Raw genomic sequence first — 13200 nt, forward strand, 5'->3', positions numbered from 1 at the left:
GTATACAGGTATTATATTCGATCATCCGTTAAAATAAGTCAACAAGTACCGGAAGCTTGGATACGAACCCTTCGGCATAAGGGATCATCCTTTGCTGGCCGAGCAGCCGGTCTCTCGCCTCGACCCGCTCCAGATACCCCTGGTTCAGCGGAGTCGGCACATAATGATTGCCGGCCGCCGCCGGATCGAACTGGCTCGCATAAGCGCTCAACGCAGCTTTTTTGGCTTCGTATACGCCGCTTACGTCGACCACGATATCGGCTTCGTGCACGTCATTAATGAAATAAAAGTACGTCTGCTGCACCGACACCGCCTCCGAGTCGGGCATATACCGGCGGAGCTTTGCGTTAAATACCGCTTCCTGAACGAGATGGCTGCAGGCGATATGATCCGGATGCCTGTCCTGCCAATAAGGAGCGAACACGATCCGCGGCCGGAACTTGCGGATTTCCAGCGTAATGGCATCGACATAATCCTTCGTCATATACAAGCCGCGGTCAGGCAGCCCCAGATTCGTACGCCCCGCCAGCTTCAGGATCGCTCCCGCCTGCTCGGCTTCCCGGCGCCTTAACTCCACCGTTCCGTTCGAGGACATCTCCGCCGCCGTCAAGTCGCATATAACGACTTTATGGCCGGCCGCCGTATGTTTGGCGATCGTACCCGCCATGCCGATCTCGGCGTCGTCGGGATGCGCTCCGAATATGAGAATATCGGTTTCATAGGACATTTACATCAACCCCGGTTTATATTTATCCACCAGATCCCGCCAGCCGAACTCCCCGCGGTCAAGCGAACGGACAAGCAGCTCCGCCGTAGCGATATTCGTCGCCACCGGTATGCCCTGCACGTCGCACAAGCGAAGCAGCGCGATGATGTCCGGCTCGTGCGGCTGCGCCATAAGCGGGTCGCGCAGGAAGATGACGAGATCCATCTCGTCTTGCGCTACTTTAGCGCCGATCTGCTGATCGCCGCCGAGCGGCCCGGACATGTAGCGGTGTACTTGCAGGTCCGTATTCTCCATAATGCGGGTGCCGGTCGTGCCGGTCGCATACAACGTATGATGCTTGAACACTTCCTCATAGGCGATAACGAAATTGACCATTTCTTCTTTTTTGCGGTCGTGGGCGATTAGTGCGATCTCCATCGGGTTTCCCTCCACTATAGCTGTTGCGTACTGGGACCTCAGCCGGCTTGCCGGCATCAGCCTCCACTTCCGCTAACTAATGTCTGTTCAGTCGATAAAATGCTCGAACCCGTATACGATTCCGGACAGCTCCATCGCTTTTTTGACGGCGATGTTTACCCCTGGCATATACCCTTCGCGATCGTACGAATCGTGACGGATTTTGAGCGTTTGCCCGTAGCCGCCGAAGATAACTTCCTGCTGCGCGAATACGCCCGGGAGACGAACGCTATGTATGCGGAATCCGTTGTACAAGCCTCCCCGCGCGCCGTCGATCGTTTCTTCCTCGTTCGGATTGCCTTGGCGGAATTCCTGGCGATTCAACGCGATCATCTCCGCCGTCTTGATTGACGTGCCGGAAGGCGCGTCCAGCTTCTGGTCGCCATGATACTCGATAATCTCGACATGCGGCATATATTTGGCGGCTTGAGCGGCGAACTTCATCATCAGAATCGCGCCGATCGAGAAATTCGGAGCGATGATCCCGCCGGTTCCGTTATTTTTGCACAGCTTGTCCAATTCCTCGATATCCGCCGGCTTCAATCCGGTAGTTCCGATTACCGGACGCACGCCTTGCCGGATCGCGATGCGGCTGTTGGCCATAACGGAGTGAGGGGTTGTGAAATCGACCATCACATGTGCGTCCGCACCGGACAGTGCTGCCTCCAGATCCGTTCTGACCAACACGCCGCAAGCTTCCTTCCCGACGAGCAGACCGGCGTCGACTCCTTCGTTGGAACGGCTTATAGCCGCCACCAGCTTAAGGTTCGGATCGGTGAGCACCATCTTTACTACTTCTTTACCCATTCTTCCGTTTGCTCCGGCTACTGCTACATGAATGATTGAACTCATCGTCAAATCTCCCTTATCGTTTGCTGCGTCTGCAAATACGTTTTCAGTTGCTGCCGGTATTCCTCGGCAAGTCGCTTGGCGTCCGGATGCTCGGGGTCCAATCGTAACGTCTCGTTCGCCATCTGAACGGCCTTGCCGTATTCCTGCAAAGCCGCATAAGCGGCGGAAAGCATCATATGCGCTTCGACGGACAGCGGATCGAGCTCAATGGCGCGCGTCAAGAGAGGTACGGCCAAATAAGTCCGGTCAGTCCCGTCCAACACCTTCTGTGCATCCTGCATGAGCAGTTTAGCCTGCAGCGTATCCAGATGATAGCTGTATACGTCGCTCTCCGGCTCCAACTGCTTGGCCCGCAACGAATGCTCGATCGCTTTGCCGAACCGGTTGCTTCTCGCAAACGTAACCGACAGCTTATAATGATAATCCGCATTGTCCGGTTCTTCGCGGATTGCCTGCTCAAACCATTCGATCGCCCGCTCGAAATCGGCTTCCAATATCGAAGCGTACGCCTTCTTAATCGGATTGTCGCCGTCCATCGCGTTCCTCCTGATCCATATACGACCGCGCTTGTGCGCCCCGTATGTATGGTTCCGGGGGAGTGCCGCATCCGCCCCTAACCGATAGGTGTGCGGACAGCGGGGAGTTCCTCCGCCCGACTCGATGGTACAGCATATGACGGCTACTCTTGTTCGGTGTTCTTTTTGGTCCAGCGGTCCGCATCGCGCGTACGGAATTTGTTCAACACTTCGTCGTGAGCCTTCGTCAGATCGATCCCCAGCGAATTGGCGAAGCAAATCGTTATAAATAAAATATCGCCAAGCTCCAGCTCGATCGAATTGTCAGCTTCGTCCGGTTTTTTCGGCTTAGGGCCGAATTGATGATTGACCTCCCTGGCCAGCTCCCCGACTTCTTCGGACATCCGGGCCAGCATAGCGAGCGGACTGAAGTAACCTTCCTTGAATTGGGATATGTATGCGTCCACTTCCCGTTGTATCTCTTTTAGCGATTTCTCCGACATAGAGCCCTCCTTTTCACAAATCCGCCAGTCGCAGCGACCGGAACGATTTCCGATCTTGCGTTCTATTTTACATGTTAACGCAAAAGGCAGGCCGAAAACAAATCCTTTTTTCTTCACCCGTCTTCTGAGAATGCTGCCCGCGGTTCCCAACTTGGGGTATACTATTCATTATCTTTACACGTACATCTTATAGTGCGAGTTTAAAAAAGTCTGGTTTTCAGCACCGAGAAGATGGAATAAAGCATAGAAGGGAAAAACGTCGGGAGGGATTCCAACATGAACAAGTATGGCAAAGAGCTTCTGCGGTCCTGGCTGCCGATAACACTCGGAACGGCTATTTACGCATTCGGACTCCATTATTTTATTATCCCGAACGAGCTGATGGAAGGCGGATTGACGGGTATTGCCCTGCTGTTCAACTATTCGCTCGACTTCCCGGTATCCGTCACTACGCTCGTTCTGAATGCCCCGTTATTTTTTCTCGGCTGGAAAACGATCGGCAAAACCGCGATGATCCATACTGTTTTCGGCACGCTGATGCTTGCCTTTTTCCTCCGCTTGATGGAGATTGCGATCCATCGCAACTGGGTCGTCCCGTTTCAGGCAGAAAACGACTTTTTTCTCGCCACACTGTACGCCGGCGTTACGCTCGGGAGCGGGCTCGGCATCGTCTTCCGCTTTGGAGGCACCACAGGAGGAACCGACATCGTAGCCCGGCTGCTCAATAAAACGAAAGGTTGGAGCATGGGGCAAATCATTCTCGTAATCGATGTGCTCGTCATCGGCAGCTCGCTCTTGTACATACCGAAGGAAAAAGTGCTTTATACGCTGGTAGCCGTCTTCGTCGCCTCCAAAACGATCGATTTCATTACCGAAGGCTCGTATGCGGCCATCGCCTTCACCATCATGTCCGACAAAGGAGAGGAGCTGGCCCAGGTGATCACCCGCGAGATGGACCGCGGTGTCACGCTGTTTCTGGCCAAGGGCGCGTATTCGCAAGTGGACAAAAAAGTCGTGTACAGCGTTGTTTCCCGTCAGGAAACGCGAAAGCTGAGAATGATCGTCAAAGAGGTCGATCCGCACGCCTTCATCATCATGTCCGACGTTCACGATGTGCTTGGTGAAGGCTTTCGCGGAAATTGACGGCCCTGTCATCGGCAAAAAGACACGAAGGGAAGGCTTGTCCCTGCGTGTCTTTCCGCATCTATTCGTCTTAATAGCGGTTCTCGAACTTAAATATTCGCCAAGCTGCAAATGCCAGCACCGCGATGATAACCGAGCCGATCGCCATCACCGATGGGAGCGGTACCGGACTGTCGTCTACAGGAATAAACGCCGCCTTGTCCTGCCGGCCGAACAAAGCGTCAAGCGTCAGATGAAACTGGTCGATGCCGCCGCCTGCCAGCTTCGTATCCAGCTCCGGCTTCGACAGCTGACTGCGCAGGAAGGCGAACAGCGAATCCACCTTCTCGACCTCAAACGGCTGCCGGCTGATCAGCAGCGACGGACGGATGATTTCGTACCGTTCGTGCAGCTGATCGAGCTTGGCGGACGCCTCCTGCTTGTCCTTTTTCTGAACGGCCGCTTCCAGCTGACGAGCCGTTTCCTTCATCGATTTATAATATTGAAGCCACATCGGCTGATTGGCATGGGTGAGCGCGTCGGTCGCAAGCCGGATCTTCGCAGCGGCTCCCTTCACTTCTTCCTCAGAGACGTTTACCGCCTGGAAAGACCGCTTAGCTTGTACGATCGCATTCGATAATGCTCCGACCCCTTCCACCGACGTAATTCCGTCGAACCTGATTTGCGTCATCTTATTTCCGACCTCATCCAGCTTATCCCGCGCTTTATCGATGTTGCCGTCCATGATGAACCGGTACATTTCGTCCGCCGTATCATTTAGCCGCTCCACCTGCCGCAATTGTTCCGCCGTGGCCGTCTGGCCCGGACCGGCCGGTTTCTCTTTCCCGCAGCCCGTGAGCAATGCGATCCCCAGGAGCGGGATGAGAATAACGGCCCCTATTCGTTTCTTTCCGAAAACGAACATCGGACATCCCCCCTCGACATCATCTTATGGGGGAATGTCCTCTTTTAGAACAATAGATTACGAGCGACACGATCAAGAAACTGACTGCGGTCAGCATCCACGTGAACAGTTCAATCGCCCTCAGGTCATCGAGCAAAATATCGCGCAACCACGGGTAAATGAGCTCGTTATAGTCAAGAAAATCGTTAAAGAACAGCAAACCTAACGAAATAACAAGATGAGTCGGACGGACACGGAAACGTCCGATAAATAACAACGCTTCAACCGCCATGCCCAGGTGGGAAGCGATCAGCATCCATTCTTCCCATACGAGCGGCTCGCCCTGATAAGCGACGGCCGCGTTCATCGCAACCGCCCATACGCCGTATTTCACGGAAGAGATCGCGCCAAGCGCGGCAATCAGCCCTGCGATATAAGAAAAGGCGGATTTGGGCGCGAACAGTAAAATACCAAGCGACACCGTAAACCATAAGCTTGCCGTCGGACTGTCCGGAACGAACAAGACGAGCCACGGGGGCATAGTCGTAACCGTCTCGACGATCTGATCCCAGTACCAGATGTACCCATATATCGTTCCGAGCACGTTAACTAGAAACACAATAAGCAGAAACGGCCGATAATTCAGCAAAATCCGGTAAAACCAATGCCAAGCGGACAAGTTGCTCCTCCTTTTCCCAGCGGCTGGGGATGAAGCTTAGACGTTCGAGTCGGATGCCGGCTCTCGTATAGTAGCCGTATTTTTTAGCAAAAAGCCTGACCGGCACGATGACGGTCAGGCTTTACGCGGCTGTAACGTTTGTTACTGTTTTTTCTGTTGGGCAAGCCAGTTAGCCAGCGTATCGATATCGGCTGCGGACAAGCCCGCTTTGATGTTGGCATCGTATACAGGAGGCATGCCTGGTGACTTCCCGTTTTTGATAATATCCAAAATCTGATTCTTATCATATTTGTCGCCGATACCGCGAAGAGCAGGCATTCCGCTCTTCCCTTTCAGGTCGGCTGCGTGACAATTCAGGCAAGTCGCTTTTTGGTAGATCGCATAACCCGGATCGTCCTGAGCGACGATCTGCGCGCCTGCGGCCGGTTTTTTCGCTCCGCCGGTTTCGCCGCCGCCCCCGGCTTTTTTCGCCTCTTCCATTTCCTGGTGGCGTTTAATATGCTCGGGGATGATGTTTTTGTCCGTCAATTCTTTTTGATAGTGCGTCCAGGAGACGACTGTCAAGTGAACGACTGCAAGCAGCGACAGGATCATCAGGCTGGCAGCGATCGGACGTCTGTAAAATCTTCTTTCCTTGCCTGTGTCGAGAAACGGCGCAAGCATCAAGCCGCCAAATGCAAGACCCGGAATCGCTAGCGATCCAAGGAAAATTTTGAAATCGTTACCCGAAACGTACGGATATTTCAGCAATTGGTACATAAAGAGGAAGTACCAGTCCGGCATCGGAATAAAGCTCGTATTCAGCGGGTCCGCCGGATACCCGAGCGGTGCAGGCTCCTGCATAACGAGAACGAGTACGCCTACGAGTACGACCGCGCCTACCATCCATTCCTTCAACAGAAAGTTAGGGATGAACGCTTCCGACTTTCCGGGATAGGCCGAATAATCGCGGGGAAGCATCGGATCTCTTTTGCGTACGCGGGAATCCCCGACGTAGACCACTTTTTCGTTTGAATCATGACCGTGTGCCACGCATATGTCCTCCCTTCGATTATAGCGGTCCGGAAATGCCCTGCTTGCGGATCATGAAGAAGTGTCCGGCCAGCAGTGCGAGCAGCGCTCCCGGCAAGAAGAATACATGCAGCGCAAAGAAACGGGTCAAAGTCTGGGCGCCGACAATTTCTCCGCCGTTCACCAGGCGTTGGATGTAATCGCCGATTACAGGCACGGAACCCGCAATGTTAAGCGTAACCTTCGTTGCATAGTAAGCTTTGTTATCCCAAGGAAGCAGATAGCCGGTAAGGCCGAGCCCCAGCATAACGAAGAAAATAAGCATTCCGACAACCCAGTTCATCTCGCGGGGAGCTTTGTACGACCCCGTAAAAAATACGCGAAGGGTATGTAAGAACATCATCACGATTACCAAGCTCGCACCCCAATGGTGCATGCCCCGTACGATTACGCCGAATGCTACTTTGTGCTGCAAGTAATCGACACTCAGGTAAGCATTATTGATATCAGGAACGTAATACATCGTCAGGAACATCCCCGACAAAATCTGAATGACTACGAGGAAGAACGTCAGTCCGCCGAAGCAATACACGAAAGCAGAAAAGTGATGCGCCGGGTTAACGTGCTCCGGAACCTCGTGATCCGCAACGTCTCTCCATAAAGGGGTAATATCGAGACGTTCGTCAATCCAGTTATACATACTCTTAAACATGTGATCGAAGCGCCTCCTTATTTCGTAACTTGCTGGTTCGGCAGCACTTTGCCGAGATACACAAAACCGTTCTCGATTTTAATGTCGTACTCGTCGAGCGGAGCCGGTGCTACCGCCAGATGTTTGCCGCTCTTGGTGTAATGCGCTTCGTGGCACGGACAGAAAAACTCGTTCGGGAACCGCGGATCGGAGTTCCAGTTAACCGTACACCCCAAATGTTTACAAACCGGCGACAAAGCGTAAACTTGCCCTTTGTCATTTTTCATGATCCAAGCTTCAAGCTCGATTTCGCTTTCCACCCAGCCGTCCACTTGATGAACCTGGAACTTGAACGACTTTGGTTCAGCAGTAATTTTGCTTTCTTCCACAACCTTAACAAAGGTTCCTTCTCCGCTCGATTGCAGAACCGGGTCGACGGCAAAACGGATCATCGGAATCGTCATGCCAGCTGCCATGAAAGCGCCTGTTCCACCGAGGGTATACGATAGAAACTGACGGCGGGACATTTCGCGCCGTGTGACCGGTTTGCCGGAAGAGTGCTTGTTGTGAGCGTCATGCATTCGTCTTCTACCCCCTTTTTACGCCATTTATCGCACGTCGTATTACGACATTCATTGCACAACACACTAGGACATACTAATAATAGCCTAGGTCCCTTAGGGCGTCAAGAACGGACAAAGTGCAAAACGGAACCGTTTCGAAACGTTAAAGGCAACATTTAACGAAATTGTCACATCTTCGCCTTACCTATATCGTTCGCAATTTATGGTCCAATCATACGTTCCCGGCACCCGATTCTTCACTTGCCTCCTGTTCCGATTCGGTATTTTTCGTCCCGCTCTGCCACATCGCCTGGACTTCGCGGTTGACGCGGTCGCGGAATTCGGGGCTGCTCTGCACTTGACCGTCCTGTGATTCCGGGCACAGCAGCAGATCCGCATGCCGGATGGCGGCCACTCCCACAGAAGGATGACCCGATATGACGATCACGTAGCGGAAGCCGGCTCCCTTCAGTTTGGCGACTACTTCGCTCACCGCTTCGGCAGCGGCCGGCCCGCCGAAATAATGAAAGGCCGGGTAAGTGACGACCCGCCCCTTATACGGCACCTCCACGCAGTCCATCACATCGCGCAAATATTCGAGCTCCTGCGTCGCCTCCCAAGGCTGCTCCAGACCGGTCAGCCCGGTTACGGGCAGCAGGCACGTGTCCAGATACGGCTTTAAACCGGCCCAGGACGACTTTTCGATATCGCTGAACTTCAAAGCTTGTCCACTCCCTTGATCTTTCTTCTGTCCGGACGCATCAAGCGCCTTCTCTAATTTAGCACAATCGGAGCGGCAGCGCGATAACAGATCCCTTTATTCGTCTATATAAATTGAAAAAAGAAAAGCTTCTAAACGAAGCCTTTGCCACGATGAATGCCCCTGTGTAAGAGGTAGCTAATCTTGATATAGAAACTCGAATTTCTTTTTTGAAGCAACGCTTTGAAGCTTTATTACTTTAGCAAACATAAATTTTCTGGCGATAAAAAAAGACGGTTGAACATAAGTCCACCGTCTGTCTGGCCGGGTCATTCTGCTGGGTTCCGTCACGAACGAAGCTCCTTCAACTGCTGGGTGAGCGTAATAAACGTTTTCTCGTCCCCCCTCGCGAGCGCGTCGTCAATATCCCGGTATAGCCTTTGTTTTTTTTGTTTGACGATTGCTTCATCAAGCACCATTTCGGCGAAAAGCCCAAGCATTGCTGCATAACCGGAAACGTCCATTTTCTCCAAAGGGCAACCCTCCCTAAAGGAAAGCGGGCATTGCAGGAAACGGAAGTTTCAGCCCGGCTGCAAGAATCAGGTGCCGCTCTTAAACTCCATCCCTTTTTGCACGTAGCTTTCCATCGTTCGTTTCATGCGCTGCAAATCTTCTTCCGTCAACTCCCGCACCACTTTGGCGGGCGAACCTAGCGATAGTGTATAAGAGGGGATTTTCTTGTTCTCCGTAACGAGCGAACCCGCCCCTATTAAAGCATATTCACCGATCTCCGCTCCGTTTAGTACGATAGCCCCCATTCCGATTAATGTGCCGCTGCCTATCGTGCATCCGTGAATGATTGCTCCGTGGCCTACCGACACTTCATCGCCTACCAGAAGCGGCTGGCCGGTATTCACATGCCCGACGCAACCGTCCTGAATGTTCGTTCTCCGGCCAATCCGGATCGGGGCCAGATCACCTCTCAATACGGCGTTATACCAGATGGAAGCTTGCTCTCCGATCGCAACGTCTCCGATCAACTGCACGCCCGGGGCCAGAAATACGGTCGGGTCCGCTTGCGGATATCGTTCCTCGTAAGGGTGCATCATGTTCATCGCTCCGTTCCTGTCGTCTATATGGAAATGGAGCGATTGTATCAATGCAGCGTCATGTTGTCAAATTCGATCGGGATCGTCTCCTCATCCGAGACGTATGTTCCCGAGATCAGGCTTTGTCCGAGCCTCGTGACGGCGATCGTTTTGCCTTCCTGCTCGTCCTCGCCGATCCGGATTACACCCAGATGCATCAGCATCTGCAAAATGCGCTGGTCGTAGATCGCCTCCGGCGAATCGTAGTAAAACGGCCGGATCAATTTGCACAAGACGGAGCCGAGCGAAGAGGCGCTGACCCAATCGTCCGCCAGCTTGCCGATCCAGTAGACGAGCGACTGCAGGTTCGGAATCGGCCCCTTGTACAGCTTGAGCCAAAACCGGTATACCTCGGACAAATCCTCGCGTCGCCCTTCCATAACGGACAGCTTGGCTTTATCGGTCAATTCCAGCCTCCCGGGCTGCTCCAACAAGAGATCCTGATAGTAGCAGTAATCGTAGATCAGTGAAAAACGGCTGGGCAAATCGCGGAATTTTCGGCCATAGCCGAATCTCCATCCCCCTTTCGTCACTGGCTCCTCCTTCACGGCCATCCGGTCCAGCAGCTGATGCAGATTGCGCTTATAGATGGAACCGTCTCCGGTAAGGACGACTTCCTCGTGAAACGTATAATGAAGAAAGTGTGCGATATCGTCTACGATCAGCTTATGTTCGTCCCGATAAACGGACGGCTCGTCGGCATAGTTCAGATTTTGGCCGAACGACAGCGCCATCGTATCCGTGAATCGCCTTTTCAGATCAACCGGCAGTTGAAACAAATATTTCGTAGATTGCGAGTAGCCGTTAAACAGCCAGCCTCTGTGCTTGAATTGGGCTATCATCTCCCGCGGATTGCGGCCATCGCCGGGACTGTCGTAATTCGACTGCTGGGCGCGGGCCATCAGCTCCTCCAGACTGAACAGCTCTCTCTTCTCGAATACGAGAGAATTGAGGAACCGGATATCTTCCGTCGACAAAGTGCTTACTTGCCGCTCAAACACGTCTCTCCGGCTCACTCTCGACAAGATCGACTGAATCAGATCGTTTTTGGAGTGACCGTTGCATTCGCATTCGTACGTGCTGGCGATGTTGCTGAGCTGCTGGATATCGGCATAGCAAAGCATGTCGGCCAAATTCATAGCGTACCTCCGTAAATCGGGAAAACGCAGACGGCTTCGAGCTCTGGCCGCGCGACTCCGGTTTACTAACCAGTATCGCTGTTTTTACGAAAAATAAACGTTTTCAGGCAATTTTCGCCAATACAAGCTTCGGATGGGGAAGCAGGAACTCTTTCGATGCCGCCAGGGCTCATAAGAAAAGTCAAAGAGAGAAGGAAAGGAGGAAACGCGGGTAACATCCGGCCGTTCAACTGCATCTTGCAATTGAGCGGCCTTTCGTTTCGAGGTATAAGCAGAATAGACGAGGGTTCATTCCGGCAAATGCGAGGTGCAGTTAAACAAAGGACAAGTCCAGCCGGATTCGGCTTTCTCGAGTACACTGACCGATGTATTCCGCAACGAGCCTTCCGGCATATACGTCAGCAGCCCTTCTATGAGCACGGCAATAAATGCGCCGTGAGAGACGATCAGAATCCGTTTGCCGGCATATTCGGACTCCAGCTCCGCCAGGCAGGCGCTGCCTCTGGCGAATAAAGCCTCGTTCGATTCCACCCCGTGCTCCAGCTGCTTCCAGCCCTCCCCCCAGCAGGCGATCCGCTCTTCCAGGGTAGTGCCGTCCAGCCGGCCGTGAGTCCGTTCGCGGAGACGGGCTTCCAGCGGTACCGGACCCGCTCCCGTCATGGCCGCTATAATGCCGGCCGTCTCCGAAGCGCGCAAAAGATCGCTGCTGACGATCAGATCCCATCGTTCGTCGCGAAGCCTCTCTCCCAGAAGGCGCGCTTGAAGCCTTCCCGCTTCGTTAAGCGGAATGTTGTTCTGTCCTTGGAGCCGGCCTTCCAAGTTCCAGTCCGTCGTACCGTGTCTGATGAATCCGAACGTAGTCAATGCGGTAACCTCCGATGTTCGCAAGCAAATCGAAAGACCTCTGTGAAGAGGTCCGGATTTGGCTGTTTATGCTTTTGTCCGGGAGAGCCAGTTCATGATGAGAATCGTCCCGGTAAGTCCTAGAAACGAGATGACGATCATGTAGTCCGGTACCGAGCGGATGGGGCCGACCGAGATCATATACGGATCTTTCAGACTGGCCGTCATCGTGGATACCGGCATCGTCGATTTCACTTTGCCGCCAACCGTCTGTACGTCAGTCGTCACGCTCGCTACCGGCTTGAGGCCGTACTTGGGAGTCGTGTCCTCCTCGGTCGTCAGGGCAAACAGAAATCCGAACACGAACAGGGTCATGCAGAACGCTACGACAAACGATAAATTACGTCTCATCTTATAGGAAAACGAGTACATCCGCTGGGGAACGGGAATTCTCCACGACTCGTCGGAATAGATCCGTTTCATGACCTGGTTCGAAATCGGCTCGTACATGAGCGGCTTCTCCGGACTTTCCGCCGTGTCGCGGATCAGTTCGGCGCTTTCCGCCCATATTGCAAACTCCTCCCGGCAAGACTCGCAACCGGCGATATGTTCGTCGACAGCCCGGCGCCGTTCGTCACCTTCCGGCATATCCCAGTAGCCGCCCAGCCATTGTTGTACATCTTGGCATTTCATCGCTGATTCATCCCTTCGTACTCTTTAAAGATCGGCTCCATATAAGGCTCGAGCTGTATCTTAACGCTCGCTCTCGCCCGGAACAGAAGCGACTTCACCGAGCTGACGGTTTGGCCTAATATATTGGCGATTTCCTGATAATCCATCTGGTCGTATTCCCGGAGAATCAGCGCAGACCGCTGCTTCTCAGGCAAATTGTTGATCGCTTCCCTAACCATCGACACTTTCTCGTTGCGCAAAACGGTTTGCTCCGGCGTATGCTCCGTCGACGTAAACGTCATGGCGGAGTTCCCTTCCAGAGAAACACTGATACCTTTATTTTTGCGCATCTCGCTTAGTACAGTATTGCGCGCGATCGTATAAAGCCATGTTTTGAACGAGGCTTCCACCTCGCGGAACGAATGCAGGCTGCGGTACGCTTTATAAAACGTCTCGGAACACAAGTCTTCGGCGATCGCTTCCATTTTGGCGCTTTTCAGCAGATGGAAAATGAACGACAAAATTTTGCGCTCGTAACGCCGCATCAATTCCTCATAGTATTGCACGTTCCCGTCCTTGATTTCCCGAATCAGCTGGGAATCGGTCATTACAAGCGCCCCTCCTTGCTTTCCGAGCGACGCTTCCATTCGATAGTCTACTTAGTTTTACTATGAC

The 13200-nt window shown here is 53.1% G+C and carries 18 protein-coding genes; 1 reads left to right on the plus strand and 17 read right to left on the minus strand.

All coding sequences use genetic code 11. The features are described from left to right. Positions 1-28: 28 nt before the first annotated feature. The 5 genes from bshB1 to IDH45_RS04555 all read right to left on the minus strand — a co-directional run bounded on the left by bshB1 (position 29) and on the right by IDH45_RS04555 (position 3053). Positions 29-727: a bacillithiol biosynthesis deacetylase BshB1 gene (bshB1, locus tag IDH45_RS04535; RefSeq protein WP_190925109.1), complete on the minus strand. Its 699-nt coding sequence runs from the start codon at positions 725-727 to the stop codon at positions 29-31. After that, positions 728-1144 carry a methylglyoxal synthase gene (gene mgsA / locus IDH45_RS04540; RefSeq protein WP_190925111.1) on the minus strand — a complete coding sequence of 139 codons (417 nt, stop codon included), beginning with the start codon at positions 1142-1144 and terminating at the stop codon, positions 728-730. Positions 1145-1231: 87 nt separating this feature from the next. Next, the gene (gene dapB / locus IDH45_RS04545; protein ID WP_190925113.1) at positions 1232-2035 is read right to left on the minus strand and encodes a 4-hydroxy-tetrahydrodipicolinate reductase; all 804 of its coding nucleotides are present in this window, start codon (positions 2033-2035) and stop codon (positions 1232-1234) included. A 2-nt stretch (positions 2036-2037) separates the two neighbouring features. After that, positions 2038-2571, minus strand: coding sequence for a tetratricopeptide repeat protein (locus IDH45_RS04550; protein WP_190925115.1), 534 nt, complete (start codon positions 2569-2571; stop codon positions 2038-2040). Between the two features lie 143 nt (positions 2572-2714). After that, complete coding sequence (locus IDH45_RS04555; protein WP_190925117.1) at positions 2715-3053, minus strand: nucleotide pyrophosphohydrolase; 339 nt, start codon at positions 3051-3053, stop codon at positions 2715-2717. 276 nt (positions 3054-3329) lie between these two features. Between IDH45_RS04555 and IDH45_RS04560 the strand changes: the two genes are divergently transcribed. Further along, entirely contained in the window at positions 3330-4196 is an 867-nt protein-coding gene (locus tag IDH45_RS04560; RefSeq protein WP_190925119.1) for a YitT family protein, read from the plus strand. 70 nt (positions 4197-4266) lie between these two features. On the opposite strand, the gene IDH45_RS04565 is transcribed toward IDH45_RS04560, so the two are convergent. From IDH45_RS04565 to IDH45_RS04620, 12 genes are all read right to left on the minus strand, one after another. Beyond that, the gene (locus tag IDH45_RS04565) at positions 4267-5100 is read right to left on the minus strand and encodes a sporulation protein YpjB (protein WP_190925121.1); all 834 of its coding nucleotides are present in this window, start codon (positions 5098-5100) and stop codon (positions 4267-4269) included. A gap of 19 nt (positions 5101-5119) precedes the next feature. After that, a complete protein-coding gene (locus IDH45_RS04570) occupies positions 5120-5758 on the minus strand; it encodes a DUF1405 domain-containing protein (RefSeq protein WP_190925123.1) in 639 nt (212 codons plus the stop codon). Positions 5759-5899: 141 nt separating this feature from the next. After that, a complete protein-coding gene (locus tag IDH45_RS04575; RefSeq protein WP_190925125.1) occupies positions 5900-6790 on the minus strand; it encodes a c-type cytochrome in 891 nt (296 codons plus the stop codon). 19 nt (positions 6791-6809) lie between these two features. After that, positions 6810-7481 carry a menaquinol-cytochrome c reductase cytochrome b subunit gene (qcrB, locus tag IDH45_RS04580; protein WP_190925127.1) on the minus strand — a complete coding sequence of 224 codons (672 nt, stop codon included), beginning with the start codon at positions 7479-7481 and terminating at the stop codon, positions 6810-6812. Between the two features lie 17 nt (positions 7482-7498). After that, positions 7499-8041 (minus strand): ubiquinol-cytochrome c reductase iron-sulfur subunit, encoded by a 543-nt coding sequence (locus tag IDH45_RS04585; protein WP_190925129.1) that lies wholly within the window; start codon positions 8039-8041, stop codon positions 7499-7501. Positions 8042-8255: 214 nt separating this feature from the next. Further along, positions 8256-8744: a DUF2487 family protein gene (locus IDH45_RS04590; RefSeq protein WP_190925131.1), complete on the minus strand. Its 489-nt coding sequence runs from the start codon at positions 8742-8744 to the stop codon at positions 8256-8258. 326 nt (positions 8745-9070) lie between these two features. Then, positions 9071-9247: an IDEAL domain-containing protein gene (locus IDH45_RS04595; protein WP_379210333.1), complete on the minus strand. Its 177-nt coding sequence runs from the start codon at positions 9245-9247 to the stop codon at positions 9071-9073. 75 nt (positions 9248-9322) lie between these two features. Further along, the gene (locus IDH45_RS04600) at positions 9323-9832 is read right to left on the minus strand and encodes a gamma carbonic anhydrase family protein (protein WP_190925419.1); all 510 of its coding nucleotides are present in this window, start codon (positions 9830-9832) and stop codon (positions 9323-9325) included. 47 nt (positions 9833-9879) lie between these two features. Next, positions 9880-11010, minus strand: coding sequence for a hypothetical protein (locus IDH45_RS04605; RefSeq protein ID WP_190925135.1), 1131 nt, complete (start codon positions 11008-11010; stop codon positions 9880-9882). A 288-nt stretch (positions 11011-11298) separates the two neighbouring features. Beyond that, a complete protein-coding gene (locus IDH45_RS04610) occupies positions 11299-11874 on the minus strand; it encodes a histidine phosphatase family protein (RefSeq protein ID WP_190925137.1) in 576 nt (191 codons plus the stop codon). Positions 11875-11940: 66 nt separating this feature from the next. Next, positions 11941-12546, minus strand: a complete 606-nt coding sequence (locus IDH45_RS04615) for an anti-sigma factor family protein (protein WP_190925138.1) — start codon at positions 12544-12546, stop codon at positions 11941-11943. After that, positions 12543-13133 (minus strand): RNA polymerase sigma factor, encoded by a 591-nt coding sequence (locus tag IDH45_RS04620; RefSeq protein ID WP_190925140.1) that lies wholly within the window; start codon positions 13131-13133, stop codon positions 12543-12545. Before IDH45_RS04620 ends, IDH45_RS04615 begins: the two co-directional genes overlap by 4 nt. Positions 13134-13200 lie beyond the last annotated feature (67 nt).

This window comes from Paenibacillus oceani, assembly GCF_014705615.1.
In the GTDB taxonomy this organism is placed as follows: domain Bacteria; phylum Bacillota; class Bacilli; order Paenibacillales; family NBRC-103111; genus Paenibacillus_AB; species Paenibacillus_AB oceani.